Genomic DNA, 18,994 nt, shown 5'->3' on the forward strand with positions numbered 1-18,994 from the left:
GAACGCCAACTATTATGACTACCACCACGGATATTCCCCAGACAGAAGCGCCAGTTGCAACACGCCGCAGTGAATTGATCTACCGTCTGGAAGACAGACCTCCCCTTCCGCAAACGCTGTTTGCCGCCAGCCAGCATCTGCTGGCGATGTTTGTCGCGGTAATTACCCCCGCCCTGCTGATCTGTCAGGCGCTGGGTCTGCCAGCGCAAGACACGCAACACATCATCAGCATGTCGCTGTTTGCCTCCGGCCTGGCCTCTATTCTGCAAATAAAAACCTGGGGCCCGGTAGGATCGGGGCTGCTGTCCATTCAGGGCACCAGTTTTAACTTCGTGACGCCCTTGATTATGGGCGGACTGGCGCTGAAAAACGGCGGCGCCGATGTGCCCACCATGATGGCGGCGCTGTTCGGCACATTAATGGTCGCATCCTGCACGGAAATCATCCTCTCCCGCTTCCTGCACCTTGCCCGCCGGATTATTACGCCGCTGGTTTCGGGAGTGGTGGTAATGATAATCGGCCTGTCGCTGATCCAGGTCGGCCTGACGTCCATCGGCGGCGGTTACGCCGCAATGAATAATAATACCTTTGGCGCGCCGAAAAACCTGTTGCTGGCGGGGATCGTGCTATTGGTCATTATCCTGCTAAACCGCCAGCGTAACCCCTACCTGCGCGTGGCATCCCTGGTGATCGCCATGGCGGTCGGTTATCTGGGCGCCTGGCTGATGGATATGTTGCCAAGCAGCGCCCCGGCGGAACAGAGTTCATTAATCATGGTGCCCACGCCGCTGTATTATGGTCTGGGCTTTGACTGGAGTCTGCTGGTGCCGCTGATGTTGGTCTTTATGGTGACCTCGCTGGAAACCATCGGCGATATCACCGCGACATCCGATGTATCGGAACAACCGGTCAGCGGCCCTCTGTACATGAAACGCTTGAAAGGCGGCGTCCTGGCAAACGGACTGAACTCGTGTTTATCCGCGATCTTCAATACGTTCCCGAATTCCTGTTTCGGGCAGAACAATGGCGTCATCCAGCTCACCGGCGTCGCCAGCCGCTACGTTGGCTTTGTCGTGGCATTGATGTTGATTATTCTGGGGTTATTCCCTGCCGTCAGCGGCTTCGTACAGCATATTCCAGAGCCGGTGCTCGGCGGCGCGACCATCGTCATGTTCGGTACTATTGCCGCCTCCGGCGTGCGAATTGTGTCGCGTGAACCGCTGAATCGCCGCGCGATCATGATTATCGCCCTTTCCCTGGCCGTCGGGTTGGGGGTTTCACAGCAGCCGCTGATCCTGCAATTCGCGCCCGACTGGATAAAAACCCTGTTCTCTTCGGGGATCGCCGCCGGCGGTATTACGGCGATTGTGCTGAACCTGGTTTTCCCGCACGACGAAAAATAATAGCCATTTCCTTCAATAATTTCTGATAAACGTGGAAAAAGCGACCGAGGATGCAACAGCGGTCGCTTTTTACTGTCTGTAACTGCATTATCTATTGAGCCGTTAAGGTAATTGCGGCATAAAAACAGATATCCCTGACGATTGACATGGACTGACACGATGAGATTTATCGGGAAATTATTGCTGACCATTGCGCTGCTGGCATTGCTGGCGCTGGTTATATTGTATGTATTACTGCAAACCACCTGGGCTTCAGGTTGGATCAGCAATTGGGTGAATCAAAATACCAACTATCAGGTGTCGTTGGGGAAAATCGACCATGACTGGTCCGCTCCCGATCATCTTCAGCTAAAAGACGTTATCTTTGGTCATAAAGATCAGCCGCCGACACTCACCGCCAAACAGATTTCCGCAGGGCTAAGCGCACGCCAGTTAACCGAACCCGGTCATTTCGCCAGTCTGGAGTTGGAGGGCGGCGCGCTGAATCTGTCGCCAACGGCCGCAACACTGCCCATCGAAGCGGATGTTTTACAACTGCGGACGATGGCGCTTCAGGCGCAGGACGATAACTGGAATTTAAACGGCCAACAGATTAATGGCGGGATCGCCCCCTGGCGACCGGAAGAGGGATATCTATTAGGAAAACAGGGGCATTTTCAACTCAGCGCCCGCTCGCTGCGGCTCAACGATGTCCCCGCCAGCCAGGTTCTGGTACAAGGCGAGATTAATCAGAACCAGCTTACCCTGAGTAATTTTGGCGCCGACGTGGCGCAAGGCCAGTTAACCGGCAGCGCCAGCCGGGCGGAAGATGGCAGCTGGCAGATCGACAACCTGCGCCTCAGCAAGGTTCGCTTGCAAACGCCAAGAACCATGCAGGAGTTCTGGCAACCGATTACCGCATTGCCGTCAGTCGCCGTCTCCCGCTTTGATTTGATTGATGCCCGTATCGAAGGGCCGGGATGGGCGTTTATCGATCTTGACGTCACCTTGCAGAACGTCACCTTCAAGCAGGATGACTGGCAAAGCGAGAATGGCGAGCTGTCGTTCAATGCCACCGATATCGTTAACGGCAATATGCATCTGATCGATCCGATCGTTAACCTGAATCTTTCCCCGAATGGCGTGGAAATCAAACAGTTCACCACCCGTTGGGAAGGGGGTTTATTGCGTACCAACGGTAACTGGCAGCGCAGCGATCACCGTTTACAACTGAATGAATTCGTCGTGGCGGGCATGGAATACACGCTTCCGGGCGACTGGCTTCAGCGCTGGCAAACCGCGTTGCCGAACTGGCTGGCGGAAGTGAATATCAAAAAGTTTTCCGCTAACCGTAATCTGCTGATTGATATCAACCCGGACTTTCCATTCCAGCTTACCGCGCTTGATGGATACGGCAGCGATCTGCTGCTGGCCCGCAATCATCAGTGGGGTGTGTGGGGCGGCTCGCTGAACCTCAACGCCAGCGATGCCACGTTCAACAAGGTCGATGTCCGTCGGCCATCGTTGGCGTTAACCGCCAATGACAGCCAGATCTCGCTTACCGACCTCAGCGCTTTTACCCAAGACGGCCTGCTGGAAGCGAAAGCCACTATCGGCCAGACGCCCAGCCGGGCATTTTCAATTACGATGAACGGGCGTTCCGTACCCGCGGATATTTTAACTCGCTGGGGATGGCCGGCTCAGGTATCCGCGGCGCCGGGCAACGCCAATCTGCAGCTACAGCTGAACGGACAGCTGGCGGCCAATACCCCGCTTAAACCCACGCTAAACGGCGCATTGCACGGTGTCGGGCCTGATGGGCACCCCATCAGGCAGCACATTCAGCAGGGGGCGGTAACAGAGACTTCGCAGTAAAAAGCATCGGATGATGGGGCGACGTCACCTGATATCGGATCCGCCCTTCTCCAAAGGCGCTTCCGGCGTGGCGGGTAATACGATATAGACGCCCTCAAACAACGAGCCTTTTTTATCATCCCCGAACAGTTCCACTTTTAATTGAACTCTGGCTTTGCGTCCGCGGGCCAAACGATCCAGATCGCCGCTCAATGAGCCAAGATCGGCGATAGCGCTTGGCCTGCCGGTGATCGGCGTACTATAGCGAATGTGCGCATCGGCCAGAATAATCGTGCCGCCTAAATGTCTTTCCCGCAGCAACAGCCAGATCAGGCCCCATCCCGTCAGGGTGGCAAGAGAAAACATGCTGCCGGCAAATAGGGTACGATGGGGATTCTGGTTGCCGGTTTCCGGCATGGTAGTAATAAATTTTTGCCCGGTATACTGCGTGATTCGCACCCCCATTTTTTCACTCAACGGAATGCGATCGTACCAGGCTTGCTGCAATTGCCCGCACCAGTCGGGCCGATGCAGGATATCATCCAGCGTCGCTACCGGTTTGATCATCAGAAAATGCCGTATTGGCGTGGTCTGCGCTGCGGTAATTTCGCCCTGATTCACAAAGCCCAGTTTGGCGAAAAACGCCATCGCATCCTCGCGGGCGCTACAGACTACGCGTTTTACCCCTTCCTGCCGCGCCACCGACTCCAGCGTGATCGCCAGCAACGTTCCCAGCCCCTTGCCCCGAACATCGGGGTGAACCGCCAGAAAGCGGATTGACGCTTCGTTATCGGCATTGATCGATAGCCGGCCGATCGCCACCAGCCGCCCCTGTTCATCCACCACCGTCTGATGGTGCGCTAAGGCATCATAAGCATCGCGTTCAGATCCCAGCGGTTGGTGTAGCGGTTTACGCAACATCTCCCAGCGGAATTGATAGTACGCATCAAGTTCTTCTGCGGTTTGCGGTACTCTCAGGTGATACATAAACATGCCTCATGAAAAAAGAGTAACGGGGGCTTTTCGTTGCTAATCTGAAATATCGAGATACTGGAATCTGCCGTGGGTCATGTTCCTTACTGCAACCTCACCCCGCGCTCCTCCTAACAGCATAATTACGCAGCGCTTTCCTTATACTTGCAGCCAGAACGTCACCGGACCGTCATTAACCAGCGCTACTTTCATATCCGCCGCAAAACGCCCGGTTTCAGTATGAACGCCCTGTTCGCGGCACTGTCCGGCAAAATATTGATAGAGGCGGTCGGCCTCCGTCGGGTGGGCGCCACGGGAAAAACCGGGCCGCATGCCTTTCTGGGTATCGGCCACCAGCGTAAACTGCGACACCACCAACACACCGCCGCCCGCCTGGCGGATATTAAGGTTCATTTTGCCATTGTCGTCACTGAATATACGGTAACCGAGAACCCGCTCACAAAGGCGCGCGGCTTTTTGTTCGTTATCGCCTTGCTCAACGCCCAACAATACCAACAGCCCGCTCCCGATCTCCCCAACGATCGCACCGTCTACAGTAACGCTAGCGCTGGAAACCCGTTGAATTAACGCGATCATCGAATGTTACCGCTCCTGTTTTCATTATTCTGCAAGGGCCATAGCGAATATGCGCGCCCCCCAGGTTTGACTTTACTCACTGACAGCGGCGGTTTGCGCGGCAAAAAAGTCCGGAACCACCTGACGGTCTTTAACCAAAATGCTGCGGATACCCAGCGCCTGAGCGGCGGCGATATTGGCGGGGTTGTCATCAAAGAAGACGGCTTGATCCGGCGTAACCCCTTCCTGCGTCAACACATAGTGATAGATGGACGCTTCAGGCTTGCGTGCGCCGATATCCTGAGAGAGATAAAGACGATCGGCCGCTTCTTCCACTTCCGGGAACAAAACGGGCCAATGACCGCAATGCAAACGATTGGTGTTGGAAAGGATCACCACCCGGTGCCCTTCTTTACGAAGCAACTGCATGATATTGATGACTTCGGGACGCAATGCGACAAAAATAGCCTGCCAGCCTGCGGAAAACTGCTCAAAGCTCAGCGCGATGCCCATTTCATGGCATAACTGCTCGGCAAACACTTCATCACTGATTTCACCGCGTTCATGCTGTTCAAAGGTTTCGCCCATCACAAACCGCTCTTTCAGCGTGGCCAGCGGCGCACTGCTCAACCTGCTCCATACGCCTAATACACGGTTGAAATCAATATCAATGACAACATTGCCCAAATCAAAGATATAAAGCATGGCACTTTCCTTCTGCTGTAACCGTAGGATTTTTTACTGTAACGGGAAATGGCAAAACTGAACAGCGGGGAGATCAAAGCGAAGTGTATCAATAAAACTCAGGGCACCCGAAGGTGCCCTGTTATACGCCAAACGGCAGAAAAATCAGTTTCCGCCGCGATTAGCGCGTCGACGATCGTTTTCCGTCAGATAACGCTTACGGATACGAACCGACAACGGCGTTACTTCAACCAGTTCGTCATCATCGATAAACTCCAGCGCCTGCTCCAGCGACATTTTGATTGCCGGAACCAGCGTCGTCGCTTCATCCGTACCGGAAGCACGCATGTTGGTCAGTTTCTTACCGGTCAGGCAGTTTACCGTCAGATCGTTGGAACGGGAGTGGATGCCGATGATCTGGCCTTCATACACTTCCGCGCCGTGACCCAGGAACAGTTTACCGCGATCTTGCAGACCGAACAGCGCAAACGCGACGGCTTTACCCTGACCGTTGGAAATCAACACGCCGTTCTGACGCTGGCCGATATCGCCCGGACGTACGTCATCGTAGTGGCTGAAAGTGGAGTACAGCAGACCGGTACCGGATGTCATGGTCATGAATTCGGTACGGAAGCCAATCAGGCCGCGAGCCGGGATCAGGTAATCCAGACGGATACGACCCTTGCCATCCGGGACCATGTTTTTCACATCGCCCTTACGCTCGCCCATGGCTTGCATGACGGCGCCTTGATGCTGTTCTTCAATATCCAGCGTGACGTTTTCAAACGGTTCCTGATTGCGGCCGTCGATAACGCGGTTAATTACTTTCGGACGAGATACCGCAAGTTCAAACCCTTCACGACGCATGTTTTCAATCAGCACGGACAGATGAAGTTCGCCACGGCCGGATACGCGGAACGCATCCGCATCTTCCGTTTCTTCAACGCGCAGCGCCACGTTGTGGACCAGCTCTTTTTTCAGACGATCCAGGATCTGACGAGAAGTCACAAACTTCCCTTCCTTGCCACAGAACGGAGAGGTGTTAACACAGAAGAACATGGTTACCGTCGGCTCATCAACGCTCAACGCCGGCAACGCTTCAACCGTATTGGGATCGCAGATGGTATCGGAGATATTCAGTTCACCCAAACCGGTGATGGCAATGATATCGCCCGCTTCCGCCAGCGTGGTTTCGATACGTTCCAGGCCCATATGACCCAGGACTTTACCGACTTTACCGTTGCGGGTTTTCCCTTCACTGTCGATAATCGTAACTTGCTGATTAGGCTTGATTACTCCGCGTTTGATACGGCCGATGCCGATAACGCCGACATAGCTGTTGTAATCCAACTGGGAGATCTGCATCTGCAAAGGACCGTCGCGATCGACCTTCGGTGCGTCAACATGTTCGACAATCGCTTCAAACAGCGGCGTCATATCGCTTGCCATGTCATTATGATCCAGACCGGCAATACCGTTTAATGCGGAAGCATAAACGATAGGGAAATCCAGTTGTTCGTCCGTTGCATCCAGGTTTACGAACAGATCGAATACCTGATCGACAACCCAGTCGGGACGGGCGCCAGGACGGTCAACTTTGTTGATTACCACGATCGGCTTCAGACCATTAGCAAATGCTTTTTTGGTCACGAAACGGGTCTGCGGCATCGGGCCATCCATTGCATCAACGACTAACAGCACCGAGTCAACCATCGACATTACACGTTCAACCTCACCACCGAAGTCGGCGTGTCCGGGGGTATCCACGATGTTAATGCGGTAGTCTTTCCAGTTAATGGCGGTATTCTTGGCGAGAATGGTTATTCCACGCTCTTTCTCCAAATCGTTGGAGTCCATTACACGTTCGGTTGCTTCAGTGCGTTCTCCGAAAGTTCCGGATTGTTGCAACAACTTATCGACCAGGGTGGTTTTCCCATGGTCAACGTGCGCAATAATGGCGATGTTACGCAAATTTTCGATCACAGCTTTGCCTCAGGCATTTAGAAATAGCGCGCTATTGTACACGTATTAATCGAGAGACTAAACAGGATCACAAGCATCAATCATAAACAACCTGATACTGCTTACTTTGTGATCCCTTTCACGGTGCAAAAACGCTACAAGCGATCACCATAGCACCATTTTAGTGCAGTGATTCGCAGATAAAGCACCATTTTGGTGCTACAAGCTATAATGGTGCAGCGAATCTTGAGAGCAAAGCCCCAAGCGGCAACACATAGCATTAATTTAAAAAGTTGGCACACTTTTAGCTTTAGTCTACTCACGGTAACAACATCAATCTACAACGATATTCGTTCCACGACGATAAATGACAATCGGGAGAACCAAGTATGTCCGCAGAACACGTTTTGACGATGCTGAATGAACATGAAGTGAAGTTCGTTGATTTACGCTTTACCGACACCAAAGGCAAAGAACAGCACGTCACCATTCCAGCCCACCAGGTTGACGCCGACTTTTTCGAAGAAGGCAAAATGTTTGATGGTTCCTCGATTGGCGGCTGGAAGGGTATTAACGAATCCGACATGGTATTGATGCCGGATGCCAGCACCGCCGTCCTCGACCCTTTCTATGAAGAATCCACGCTGATCATCCGCTGCGACATTCTGGAACCAGGCACCATGCAGGGTTATGACCGCGACCCGCGTTCTATCTCTAAACGTGCGGAAGACTTCCTGCGTTCTTCCGGTATTGCCGACACCGTACTGTTTGGGCCGGAACCCGAATTTTTCCTGTTTGACGACGTACGCTTCGGCAGCAGCATCTCCGGTTCTCATGTCACTATCGATGACATCGAAGGCGCCTGGAACTCCAACAAAGAATATGAAGGCGGTAACAAAGGTCACCGTCCGGCAATCAAAGGCGGTTATTTCCCGGTTCCTCCGGTTGACTCATCACAGGACATCCGTTCCACCATGTGTCTGACCATGGAAGAAATGGGTCTGGTTGTTGAAGCGCATCACCACGAAGTGGCAACGGCTGGTCAGAACGAAGTGGCAACCCGCTTCAACTCCATGACCAAAAAAGCGGATGAAATCCAGATTTACAAATACGTTGTCCATAACGTCGCTCACGCTTTCGGCAAAACCGCCACATTCATGCCGAAACCGCTGTTCGGCGACAACGGCTCCGGTATGCACTGCCATATGTCTTTGTCCAAAGATGGCGCAAACCTGTTCTCCGGCGACAAATACGGCGGCCTGTCCGAAACTGCGCTGTACTACATCGGCGGCATCATCAAACACGCCAAAGCGATCAACGCGCTGGCCAACCCGACCACCAACTCTTACAAACGTCTGGTTCCAGGCTACGAAGCGCCGGTCATGCTGGCTTACTCCGCTCGTAACCGTTCCGCTTCCATCCGTATCCCGGTGGTCGCTAGCCCGAAAGCGCGCCGTATTGAAGTTCGCTTCCCGGATCCGGCTGCCAACCCATACCTGGCATTCTCCGCGCTGCTGATGGCCGGCCTGGACGGTATCATCAACAAGATCCATCCTGGCGATGCTATGGATAAGAACTTGTACGATCTGCCGCCGGAAGAAGCGAGCGAAATCCCAACCGTAGCCGGTTCTCTGGAAGAAGCGCTGAACGCGCTGGACGCAGACCGTGAGTTCCTGACCCGTGGCGGCGTATTCACTGATGATACGATTGATGCTTATATCGAGCTGCGTAAATCAGAAAACGATCGCGTTCGCATGACGCCGCACCCGGTTGAGTTTGAACTGTACTACAGCGTTTAATTACTCAGCGCTTAGCCGACAGTAGTCCGATCGCGCTGACGCTCGGGCTACTGCCAGGATAGCTAATTTTATTGATGTTTTGTTTCGTGACGGGCTTATCCATGTCCGTCACCTCAGGAGGGCCGTCGCGGCGCGACGTTTAAAAATTTCTCCTGGAAATTTTTTGTTGCCGTGGAAACTTTTCAGCCCATCTCATGATGGGCTTTTTTCTCCACGGGCTCTGAAGTGGCTACATCATATCTATAATCTACAATACTATGCACTCATATAGTGCGGGAGTCTGCGTTATGGCAACAGGCACGCTGCCCGATGCTGGGCAGATCCTAAATTCTTTAATAAACAGCATATTGTTATTGGATAACGATCTGGCTATTCATTATTCCAATCCGGCGGCACAACAATTACTGGCTCAGAGTTCCCGTAAATTGTCAGGAACGCCTCTGCCGGATTTGCTGGGATATTTTTCTCTGAATATAGATTTGATGCGTGAGAGTCTGGATTCAGGGCAAGGTTTTACGGATAACGAAGTCACCATTGTCGTAGACGGCAAAGCACATATCATGTCGCTCACCGCCCAGCGGATGCCCAATAGTTTCATCCTGCTGGAGATGGCGCCGATGGATAACCAACGCCGCCTTAGTCAAGAACAGCTTCAGCAAGCTCAACAGCAAGCTGCCCGCGATCTGGTCAGAGGGCTGGCCCATGAGATTAAAAATCCGCTTGGCGGGTTACGCGGGGCCGCACAGCTGCTTTCGAAAGCGTTGCCTGATCCAACGTTGACCGAATATACCAAAGTCATTATCGAACAGGCGGATCGCCTGCGTAATCTGGTCGACCGGCTGCTTGGCCCGCAACAACCCGGCCTGCATGTGACTCAAAGCATTCATCAGGTTGCAGAACGCGTATGCCAACTGGTTTCTTTGGAAAAACCAGACAATGTAACGCTGGTGAGAGATTACGATCCGAGTTTGCCGGAGCTCACTCACGATCCGGATCAGATTGAGCAGGTTCTGCTGAATATCACGCGTAATGCATTGCAGGCTTTAGGAAAGACAGGCGGCACCATTACCTTGCGAACCAGAACCGCATTTCAGCTCACTTTACATGGTGTACGTTATCGCCTTGCGGCACGCATTGATATTGAAGACGACGGCCCCGGCGTTCCCGCTCAACTACAGGATACGCTGTTTTATCCGATGGTAAGCGGACGCGAGGGCGGCACCGGTCTGGGACTATCGATTGCCCGCAACCTTATCGATCAACACTCCGGTAAAATTGAATTTAACAGTTGGCCAGGTCATACCGAATTTTCGGTTTATCTGCCCATTCGCCAGTGAGGTTCACAATGCAACGAGGGATAGTCTGGATTGTCGATGACGATAGCTCCATCCGTTGGGTGCTCGAGCGTGCGCTCACTGGTGCGGGTTTAACCTGCGCCACATTCGATAATGGGAATCAGGCTCTGCACGCGCTGGCGACACAAACGCCAGACGTACTGTTGTCCGATATCCGGATGCCGGGAATGGACGGGCTGGCGTTATTACAGCAAATAAAGCAACGGCATCCGATGCTGCCTGTCATCATTATGACGGCGCACTCCGATCTTGATGCCGCGGTCAGCGCTTATCAACAGGGCGCTTTTGATTACTTACCAAAACCATTTGATATTGATGAAGCGGTTGCCTTGGTCGAACGCGCCATCAGTCACTATCTGGAGCAACAGCAGCCCGTTCGCAACCAGCCAATGAATGGCCCGACAACGGACATCATCGGCGAAGCGCCCGCGATGCAGGATGTATTCCGGATTATCGGCCGTCTTTCACGCTCTTCCATCAGCGTATTAATCAATGGTGAATCCGGTACGGGTAAAGAGCTGGTCGCTCATGCCCTACACCGCCACAGCCCTCGGGCCAAAGCGCCGTTTATCGCTTTGAACATGGCGGCGATTCCAAAAGATTTAATCGAATCTGAATTGTTTGGTCATGAGAAAGGCGCGTTTACCGGCGCGAATCAAATTCGTCAGGGGCGCTTCGAACAGGCCGATGGCGGTACGCTGTTTCTTGATGAAATCGGCGATATGCCGCTGGATGTTCAGACGCGTCTATTACGTGTACTGGCCGATGGTCAATTTTATCGGGTGGGCGGCTATGCGGCGGTTAAAGTCGATGTGCGGATTATTGCCGCCACGCACCAGAATCTTGAGCTGCGGGTGCAGGAAGGCAAATTCCGCGAAGACCTCTTTCACCGCCTGAATGTCATTCGCGTCCATTTACCTCCGCTACGTGAGCGCCGTGAAGATATTCCTCGTCTGGCGCGCTACTTCTTACAGGCTACCGCCAAAGAGCTGGGCGTTGAACCCAAAAATCTTCATCCGGAAACGGAAACGGCGCTAACAAGACTGCCGTGGCCGGGTAACGTGCGTCAGTTAGAGAACACCTGCCGTTGGCTGACGGTGATGGCCGCCGGACAGGAGGTGTTGATTCAGGATTTACCGCCTGAGCTGTTCGAAACAACTGCGCCTGATGCCACGGTACATATGCTGCCGGATAGCTGGGCAACCTTGTTAGCGCAGTGGGCGGACAGAGCGCTACGTTCCGGTCATCAAAACCTGCTGGCGGAAGCCCAGCCGGAAATGGAAAGAACCTTGCTTACCACGGCACTGCGCCATACGCAGGGTCATAAGCAGGAAGCCGCGCGTTTGCTGGGTTGGGGGCGTAATACCCTTACCAGGAAGCTGAAAGAACTGGGCATGGAATAACCGACACAGCGATTGTTGATACCGCCATTCGTCACAACAACGGGTAAACAGCCTGGGAAGTGAGGATGCCGGTCACTTTTTAAGGGGGAAATACGGTGATGAGGACGCCTCGCACCGTGGCCGCCCCCGATATCTCGATTCTTAGCCGGGATCGAGATGACCCAAAATGGGACGATGACGAAAACGCAAACTACCGCACGAAATTGTCGTTAATTTATACTTTACATGCCCCAAGTCAGCAGTATGATCGTGTCGCTGATTCGGGAGGAGTACTATGCTGGATTCATTAATTTCCATGGTGACACATGGCGCTGAAATAGGCAGTGCGGCAAGCCATACGCCGCAGACGGCTATCGCAGCAATACTGTGTGCCGCTCTGATTAACTTCTTTAGTTAATGTTCAGGCCATGCTGTTGGCCTGAATCTTGACTAAAGACGTCTGAAACAGCCGCGTAAAGCGGCTGTTTGTTTTTAAATCACCTTAGAAAATTGCCGCGCCCGCATTTTGTCACGCAGATAGATATCGAAGCACATACAGATATTGCGAATCAGCAAACGTCCTTTCGGCGTCACCGCAATGCCGGCGTCCTTAATCTCGACCAGGCCATCCTGCGCCAATGGGGCCAGCATTCGTAAATCTTCAGCAAAATACAAGCGGCAATCAATACCGTATAACGCTTCGATCGCCGCATAATCCAGTTGGAAATTACAAATCAGGCTTTTGATCACGTCACGTCGAATACAGTCATCGTGCGTCAGGCGCAGCCCACGCCACAAGGCGTCGCCATGCATGCGAACCTTGTCATAGTAGGCTTTCAGCACCTTCTCATTCTGCATGTAATTATCACCGATCATACTAATCGCCGATACGCCCATACCCAACAGATCGCTATCCCCCTGGGTCGTATATCCCTGGAAATTACGATGTAATTTCCCAGCCCGCTGAGCAATCGCCAGTTCATCATCCGGGCGGGCAAAGTGGTCCATCCCGATAAACTGATAGCCAGCCTGGGTTAAGATGGCGATGGTTTCCCGCAGAATATCCAGCTTTTGCGCCGGGGTTGGTAAATCCGCTTCTTTTATTTTCCGCTGGGCGGAGAATAAACTGGGCAAATGCGCATAGTTAAAAACGCTAAGGCGGTGGGGGCTCAACTCGGCAACGCGCTGCAGGGTGAAAGCAAAACTCTCCGGCGTCTGTTTTGGCAAACCATAAATCAGATCAATATTGGTTGAGGTGAATCCCAGCGATTTAGCACGTTCAATCAATGCGAAGATAAATGACTCATCCTGCTCGCGATTTACCAGCGTTTGAACTTCTTTATTAAAATCCTGTACGCCCATGCTAAGGCGATTAAAGCCCTCAGCATGCAGATGATCGACAATATCCAGTTCAATTTCCCGTGGATCGATCTCCAGCGATAGCTCAGCCCGATCGGAAAACGAAAATTGATCGCGTAACAGCGACATCAAACGACCCATCTGCGCTTTAGTCAGATAGGTGGGCGTGCCGCCGCCCCAGTGCATCTGCGTCACCGTACGTCCGGCAAATAACGGAGCGCGCTTACGAATCTCCAGCTCCAGCACGTTCAGATACTCATCGGCCTTATGCTGCTGACGCGTGACCTGTTTATTGCAGCCGCAGAAGTAGCACAGCCGATGACAAAATGGGATATGGATATATAACGAAAGCGGCCGGTTCGGGTAACGTGTTATCGCCTGCTGAAAAGCCGATTCATCATAGCTTTCGCTGAACTCCAACGCGGTGGGATAAGAGGTATAGCGAGGCCCGGAATAATTATATTTTTGGATCAGGGCCAGGTCCCAGTCGACGGACTGCTCAGACATACTGCTCACTCCTTCCAGTCTTTTTTGTGCCGGGCGTCCTGCTCGCCCCTTTGCGGGCCGTTGCAGGCAACGTTTACCCTCGCTCCGGCGTTTTTTATTCGCCTCATTCATGAGACGCATCCATATGAGCCGCCACAAGCGGCGTTCAAAAACGCTTCCGGCGTTTTTTTCTGGCTGAACGCATCGTCGGCATCCGCCGCCTGCTAAAAACCGTACGATGCAGCAGAGCTTTTCGTTTCGACAGGAGCCATAGTTTGCCTAATAGGCAAACAAGGTAAAACGCAACCAATAATGCTAGCAGCAGGAACAGCAACTTCATTGATTAAAAATCGTCTTTCGGGCTATTGCGCTTCAAAAGTTGCAGCATATCTTCCTGTTGCTCGTCATCGTCGTCATCGCCCAGCTCAATTCCAAGCTGTTCCATCAATATATCGATGCGATCTAATGTCTCGTCCAGCCAGGACCGTTCTTTGGCGCTTAGCGTTTCACCATTCTCCAGACGGTCCAGTAGTTCATCCAGGCGATCGTCGTTTTCCAACTGCGCCAACTCTTCCTCTGGCGACAGGGCGATCGGTTTTGCTTCAGGCGCCGTAAATTTAGGCTTGGTTATCGCTTCCTCTTTAATCCCAAGCGGAACCGGTTTCTTACTGCCGATACGAGGATCGGCGACCTTGCTCTGTCCGCCGGTTTTACTTGCCGATCCGGTTTCCTGAGCACGGCTTCCCGCCGTATGACCACGATGCTTTTTCAGCCGCTTGCGATCGCGCGCTTCCTGATTCAACTCCTCACGGCTCTTTCTTTTCATTTTCGGTTTGGTGGCGTTACCACCAGATCCCTTAACTGGTCGGTTCATAATGGTGCTCTCAGGTACACAGGTGAAGGTAATTGCGGCGGAATCTAGCAGAAAGCCCGGCAATAAAAAAGAGCACACATCGACCAATGATGCTTTTCGTCATTTCAGGGGCAATTCCACGCTATGCCTAATGGATTTTAGAATGAAGAGTATAGACATAATCCCGCGGTACAGATAAAACCGCCTTTATTGTCAGTTACAGGTATAATCCCCAACCAGACATAGATCCAGACAGAGATAATCATTGTGACCCAGCAATATAATTACCACATGACGCATTTTGTCATCAGCGCCCCGGATATTCGCCACCTGGCAACAGATAGCGGTATTGAAGTTGCCTTTGCTGGGCGCTCTAACGCCGGTAAATCCAGCGCATTAAATACGCTGACCAATCAAAAAAATCTGGCTCGCACCAGTAAAACGCCAGGAAGAACGCAGCTCATCAACATGTTTGAAGTCGAGGAAAGTGTTCGTCTGGTCGACCTGCCCGGTTATGGTTATGCCGAAGTGCCAGAGGAAATGAAGCTCAAATGGCAGCGGGCATTGGGGGAATATCTCCAGAAACGGAATAGCCTGAAAGGGTTGGTCGTACTGATGGATATTCGCCATCCGCTGAAAGATCTCGATCAGCAAATGCTTTCATGGGCGGTCGAGTCGCAAATCCCGGTCTTGGTTTTGCTGACCAAAGCAGACAAGCTGGCTTCCGGCGCACGCAAAGCGCAACTCAATACGGTGCGTGAAGCGGTATTGCCATTTATGGGTGATATTCAGGTAGAAGCGTTTTCTTCTCTGAAGAAACTGGGCGTCGATAAGCTACGCCAGAAGCTTGATAGCTGGTTCAGCACTCTGCCGCAGGCAGAAGAAGGAAATCCGCAGGAAAGCGAATAATCAGACCAGGTGGTGTGCAGGATGTTCGCACCACCCCTTTGATGTTTCAGACTGTTTTATCGGTAACCACTCAGCATGCTTAAAGATGCCTGACAACATCCAACAAAAAGCCGGGAACACTTTCCAACGCTGTACAAATGGCCCGAAACGTGGTCGGTAGGGTTAGATAGCCCACAATAAAAAACGCCCCAGTCAAAACTGACCGGGGCGGCTAACATTCAGCCAAATCCGATTACGTGAAGTAAAAGGTCTGAAAGATAGAACATCTTACCTCTGTACCCTACGTCTTTAACTCTACCCTATTTTTTAATGATAAAAAAGGGGTTTTTGTTGTTTACTTTCATAAAAAATGGCGACCTATTGTACAAAGTTAAACCTGGTCACACGATCCTGTTGTTTAATTACAGGAATTGGCGGCGTTTAATGCGCCTCATCCCAATTCCGTCCGGTTCCGATATCCACCCGCAGCGGCACATTAAGCTGCATACAGCCTTCCATTAACTCTCTGATTTTACTTTTAGATTCTTCCAGCAACGAATCATGAACCTCAAAAACCAGCTCATCGTGAACCTGCATAATCATCTTCACTAACGGCTTGTCTTTTTGTAACCAACCATCGATAGCGATCATCGCCTTCTTGATAATATCGGCGGCGGTTCCCTGCATGGGCGCATTAATCGCCGCGCGTTCAGCAGCTTTACGGGCAATGGCGTTACGCGACTGAATATCCGGCAGATAGAGACGCCGGCCGTCCAGCGTCGAGACATAGCCTTGTTCCGCGGCATGCTGGCGGGTTCGCTCCATATAATCGTGAACGCCAGGGTAGCGTTCAAAATACAGATTCATATACTTCTGTGATTCACTGCGCGGGATATTCAGCTGACGGGACAGCCCAAACGCGCTCATGCCATAAATCAAACCAAAGTTAATCGCCTTAGCGCTGCGACGCTGCTCAGGCGACACTTTATCGAGTTCAAGACCGAATACTTCCGCCGCGGTAGCCCGGTGGATATCTTTCCCTTCCGAGAAGGCGCGCAGCAGTCCGTTATCGCCGGAAAGATGCGCCATGATGCGTAACTCAATCTGTGAATAGTCCGCCGCAACGATGCTATACCCTTTCGGCGCGATAAACGCCTGCCGGATACGGCGGCCTTCGTCATTACGCACCGGAATATTCTGCAAGTTGGGATCGCTGGAGGATAGGCGCCCGGTCGCCGTTACCGCCTGATGATACGAAGTATGCACACGCTTGGTAGACGGATTAATCATCAGCGGCAGCTTGTCGGTATAGGTCGACTTCAGTTTCGCCAGGCCGCGATATTCAAGAATCAGCTTCGGCAGCGGATAATCCAGCGCCAGCTCGGCCAACACTTCCTCATTGGTGGATGGCGCCCCTTTGGGCGTTTTTTTTAGCACCGGCAGTTTTTGCTTCTCGTACAGAATGCCCTGTAGCTGCTTGGTTGACGACAGGTTGAACTCTTCGCCAGCCAGTTCATAAGCCTGTGCTTCCAATTCTCCCAGGCGAAGGGTGATCTCTTTCGAGTGTTCCGCCAATATATTGGGATCGATAAGAACGCCGGTACGCTCCATACGGGATAGCACCGGTACCAGCGGCATATCGATTGCCTGGAACACCTTACATAGTTCCGCATGCTGCTGTAATTTAGCCCACATTTTCTGATGCAGGTACAGCGTGACATCCGCATCTTCTGCCGCGTAGGGGCCGGCCTGCTCCAGGGCGATCTGATTGAAGGTCAGCTGATTTTTACCCTTGCCCGCGATCTCTTCGAACTTGATGGTTTTATGACCAAGATAGCGATCCGCCAGACTATCCATATCGTGACGCCCGGCAACGCTGTCCAGAACATAAGACTCCAGCATGGTATCAAAGGCGATACCCCGTAATTCGATGTCATAGCGCTTCATCACGCCCTTATCGAACTTGAGATTCTGGCCGATCTTTAACAGCTTTTCATCTTCCAGCAGCGGTTTAAACAACGCCAGAACCCGATCGCGATCCAACTGTTCCGGCGCATCCAGATAATCATGCGCCAACGGCAGATAGGCAGCTTCTCCCGGCGTCACAGCAAATGACATCCCGATAAGATTGGCCGTAAGCGTGTCCAACCCATCGGTTTCGGTATCAAAAGCGAAAATCCCCGCTTTCTTTATCCGCTCAACCCATTGCTGCAACGTATTTTCATCCAGGATGGTGACGTAGCCTTCAGAAGACAGCGTGGCGCCGCTTTCTTCCTTATCCTTATCGGCGCTTTCTTTAGCCGCTACCGTCACTTTCTGTGTCGGCTGATTATTCTTTTTGCCTTGTAACCAAGTACCGGACTCGACATCCGACAGCCAACGCCTGAATTCGTAGCGAGAAAATAAGTGGTGCAGCTCATCTACATCCGGTTCAGCAACGGCTAGCTGCTCACAGGTCAACTCCAGTTCAACGTCCGTTTTGATCGTGGCCAACTGGTAGGAAAGGTAGGCGACCTCTTTATGCTGCTCCAGTTTCGGCGCCATGGTCTTGGCTCCACGAAACGACAGATCGGCAATCTTATCCAGATTGGCATACAGCGTATCCAATCCCCCCAGCCCTTGCAGTAAAGCCTGGGCCGTCTTTTCGCCCACGCCGGGCACGCCGGGGATATTGTCGGATGAGTCGCCCATCAGAGCGAGAAAATCGATGATTAATTCAGGGGGAATGCCATATTTGTCGCAGACTTCCTGTGGGCCCAGGATGGTATTGTTCATGGTGTTAATCAGCGTAACGTTTGGCGTTACCAACTGAGCCATATCTTTATCTCCGGTGCTGATTAATACCGGAACACCCGACTTTTCCGCCTGCAGGGCAAGCGTACCGATAACATCGTCGGCTTCGACGCCAGAAACGGCCAATAGCGGCAATCCCATCGCTTTAACCATGCGATGCAAGGGTTCAATTTGTTCGCGCAAATCATCCGGCATCGGGGGACGATGAGCTTTATAGCTCTCAAATAACTCATCGCGGAACGTTTTGCCTTTGGCATCAAAGACCACGGCGACATGAGTGGGGTGATATTGCACCAGCAAACTTCGCAACATATTTAATACGCCATACATTGCGCCTGTCGGTTCTCCGGCACTGTTTGTTAACGGGGGGAATGCGTGATATGCGCGGTACAAATAGGAAGAACCATCCACCAGAATTAAAGGGTTTTCTGCAATCTGAGTCATAGCCTGTTGTGATCTTTGTCGTCTGCCATGTAGCTAAGCATGCCATAGCTGAGGGAAAGAGACGATCCTTAACGCACGATATTTGTCGTTTTTTGCGAGGATATCCGCAAGATCAACCTGTGGATAACTTTGTGAATAGAAATAACAAATTAATTATCCATGATGGCTGTAGATCAGGTTATTATTTTTATATCTATGATTTTCA

The 18,994-nt window shown here is 52.2% G+C and carries 15 protein-coding genes; 7 read left to right on the top strand and 8 right to left on the bottom strand.

Annotated elements, in window-relative coordinates:
• Positions 1–14: 14 nt before the first annotated feature.
• The gene (locus tag ACN28R_RS18455) at positions 15–1,403 is read left to right on the top strand and encodes a uracil-xanthine permease family protein (RefSeq protein ID WP_048636748.1); all 1,389 of its coding nucleotides are present in this window, start codon (positions 15–17) and stop codon (positions 1,401–1,403) included.
• Between the two features lie 159 nt (positions 1,404–1,562).
• Positions 1,563–3,257: an AsmA family protein gene (locus tag ACN28R_RS18460; protein WP_095835164.1), complete on the top strand. Its 1,695-nt coding sequence runs from the start codon at positions 1,563–1,565 to the stop codon at positions 3,255–3,257.
• A gap of 24 nt (positions 3,258–3,281) precedes the next feature.
• On the opposite strand, the gene fabY is transcribed toward ACN28R_RS18460, so the two are convergent.
• From fabY to typA, 4 genes are all read right to left on the bottom strand, one after another.
• The gene (gene fabY / locus ACN28R_RS18465; protein ID WP_048636750.1) at positions 3,282–4,223 is read right to left on the bottom strand and encodes a fatty acid biosynthesis protein FabY; all 942 of its coding nucleotides are present in this window, start codon (positions 4,221–4,223) and stop codon (positions 3,282–3,284) included.
• A gap of 144 nt (positions 4,224–4,367) precedes the next feature.
• Positions 4,368–4,805 (bottom strand): D-aminoacyl-tRNA deacylase, encoded by a 438-nt coding sequence (gene dtd, locus ACN28R_RS18470; RefSeq protein ID WP_048636751.1) that lies wholly within the window; start codon positions 4,803–4,805, stop codon positions 4,368–4,370.
• A gap of 72 nt (positions 4,806–4,877) precedes the next feature.
• Positions 4,878–5,489 carry a glucose-1-phosphatase gene (yihX, locus tag ACN28R_RS18475; protein ID WP_048636752.1) on the bottom strand — a complete coding sequence of 204 codons (612 nt, stop codon included), beginning with the start codon at positions 5,487–5,489 and terminating at the stop codon, positions 4,878–4,880.
• Positions 5,490–5,633: 144 nt separating this feature from the next.
• A complete protein-coding gene (typA, locus tag ACN28R_RS18480) occupies positions 5,634–7,451 on the bottom strand; it encodes a ribosome-dependent GTPase TypA (protein WP_048636753.1) in 1,818 nt (605 codons plus the stop codon).
• A 368-nt stretch (positions 7,452–7,819) separates the two neighbouring features.
• On the opposite strand from typA, the gene glnA reads away from it, so the two are divergent.
• From glnA to ACN28R_RS18500, 4 genes are all read left to right on the top strand, one after another.
• Positions 7,820–9,229 (top strand): glutamate--ammonia ligase, encoded by a 1,410-nt coding sequence (gene glnA / locus ACN28R_RS18485; protein WP_048636754.1) that lies wholly within the window; start codon positions 7,820–7,822, stop codon positions 9,227–9,229.
• Between the two features lie 287 nt (positions 9,230–9,516).
• Positions 9,517–10,566 (top strand): nitrogen regulation protein NR(II), encoded by a 1,050-nt coding sequence (gene glnL, locus ACN28R_RS18490; RefSeq protein ID WP_048636755.1) that lies wholly within the window; start codon positions 9,517–9,519, stop codon positions 10,564–10,566.
• Between the two features lie 8 nt (positions 10,567–10,574).
• The gene (gene glnG / locus ACN28R_RS18495) at positions 10,575–11,987 is read left to right on the top strand and encodes a nitrogen regulation protein NR(I) (RefSeq protein ID WP_048636756.1); all 1,413 of its coding nucleotides are present in this window, start codon (positions 10,575–10,577) and stop codon (positions 11,985–11,987) included.
• Between the two features lie 274 nt (positions 11,988–12,261).
• Positions 12,262–12,384 carry a YshB family small membrane protein gene (locus ACN28R_RS18500; protein WP_145957980.1) on the top strand — a complete coding sequence of 41 codons (123 nt, stop codon included), beginning with the start codon at positions 12,262–12,264 and terminating at the stop codon, positions 12,382–12,384.
• A 74-nt stretch (positions 12,385–12,458) separates the two neighbouring features.
• Here ACN28R_RS18500 and hemN read toward each other — a convergent pair whose 3' ends face one another.
• Together hemN and yihI are read right to left on the bottom strand one after the other, a co-directional pair.
• Positions 12,459–13,832: an oxygen-independent coproporphyrinogen III oxidase gene (gene hemN / locus ACN28R_RS18505; protein WP_095835165.1), complete on the bottom strand. Its 1,374-nt coding sequence runs from the start codon at positions 13,830–13,832 to the stop codon at positions 12,459–12,461.
• 322 nt (positions 13,833–14,154) lie between these two features.
• Complete coding sequence (gene yihI / locus ACN28R_RS18510; RefSeq protein WP_095835847.1) at positions 14,155–14,685, bottom strand: Der GTPase-activating protein YihI; 531 nt, start codon at positions 14,683–14,685, stop codon at positions 14,155–14,157.
• A gap of 246 nt (positions 14,686–14,931) precedes the next feature.
• Here yihI and yihA point away from each other — a divergent pair, with 246 nt between their 5' ends.
• Positions 14,932–15,573 (top strand): ribosome biogenesis GTP-binding protein YihA/YsxC, encoded by a 642-nt coding sequence (gene yihA / locus ACN28R_RS18515; RefSeq protein ID WP_095835166.1) that lies wholly within the window; start codon positions 14,932–14,934, stop codon positions 15,571–15,573.
• Positions 15,574–15,791: 218 nt separating this feature from the next.
• Here yihA and spfP read toward each other — a convergent pair whose 3' ends face one another.
• Positions 15,792–15,839, bottom strand: a complete 48-nt coding sequence (spfP, locus tag ACN28R_RS23865) for a small protein SpfP (RefSeq protein ID WP_071892919.1) — start codon at positions 15,837–15,839, stop codon at positions 15,792–15,794.
• Between the two features lie 154 nt (positions 15,840–15,993).
• Positions 15,994–18,789, bottom strand: a complete 2,796-nt coding sequence (gene polA / locus ACN28R_RS18520) for a DNA polymerase I (protein WP_095835167.1) — start codon at positions 18,787–18,789, stop codon at positions 15,994–15,996.
• Positions 18,790–18,994 lie beyond the last annotated feature (205 nt).

Source organism: Brenneria goodwinii, from assembly GCF_002291445.1.
Lineage (GTDB): Bacteria > Pseudomonadota > Gammaproteobacteria > Enterobacterales > Enterobacteriaceae > Brenneria > Brenneria goodwinii.

What these genes read in the sequence shown, in the direction of transcription:
- polA (WP_095835167.1), bottom strand. Translation starts at nt 18,789, where the DNA reads ATGACTCAGATTGCAGAAAACCCTTTAATTCTGGTGGATGGTTCTTCC.
- ACN28R_RS18455 (WP_048636748.1), top strand. Translation starts at nt 15, where the DNA reads ATGACTACCACCACGGATATTCCCCAGACAGAAGCGCCAGTTGCAACA.
- fabY (WP_048636750.1), bottom strand. Translation starts at nt 4,223, where the DNA reads ATGTATCACCTGAGAGTACCGCAAACCGCAGAAGAACTTGATGCGTAC.
- yihX (WP_048636752.1), bottom strand. Translation starts at nt 5,489, where the DNA reads ATGCTTTATATCTTTGATTTGGGCAATGTTGTCATTGATATTGATTTC.
- ACN28R_RS18500 (WP_145957980.1), top strand. Translation starts at nt 12,262, where the DNA reads ATGCTGGATTCATTAATTTCCATGGTGACACATGGCGCTGAAATAGGC.
- ACN28R_RS18460 (WP_095835164.1), top strand. Translation starts at nt 1,563, where the DNA reads ATGAGATTTATCGGGAAATTATTGCTGACCATTGCGCTGCTGGCATTG.
- hemN (WP_095835165.1), bottom strand. Translation starts at nt 13,832, where the DNA reads ATGTCTGAGCAGTCCGTCGACTGGGACCTGGCCCTGATCCAAAAATAT.
- dtd (WP_048636751.1), bottom strand. Translation starts at nt 4,805, where the DNA reads ATGATCGCGTTAATTCAACGGGTTTCCAGCGCTAGCGTTACTGTAGAC.
- yihI (WP_095835847.1), bottom strand. Translation starts at nt 14,685, where the DNA reads ATGAACCGACCAGTTAAGGGATCTGGTGGTAACGCCACCAAACCGAAA.
- glnG (WP_048636756.1), top strand. Translation starts at nt 10,575, where the DNA reads ATGCAACGAGGGATAGTCTGGATTGTCGATGACGATAGCTCCATCCGT.
- glnL (WP_048636755.1), top strand. Translation starts at nt 9,517, where the DNA reads ATGGCAACAGGCACGCTGCCCGATGCTGGGCAGATCCTAAATTCTTTA.
- glnA (WP_048636754.1), top strand. Translation starts at nt 7,820, where the DNA reads ATGTCCGCAGAACACGTTTTGACGATGCTGAATGAACATGAAGTGAAG.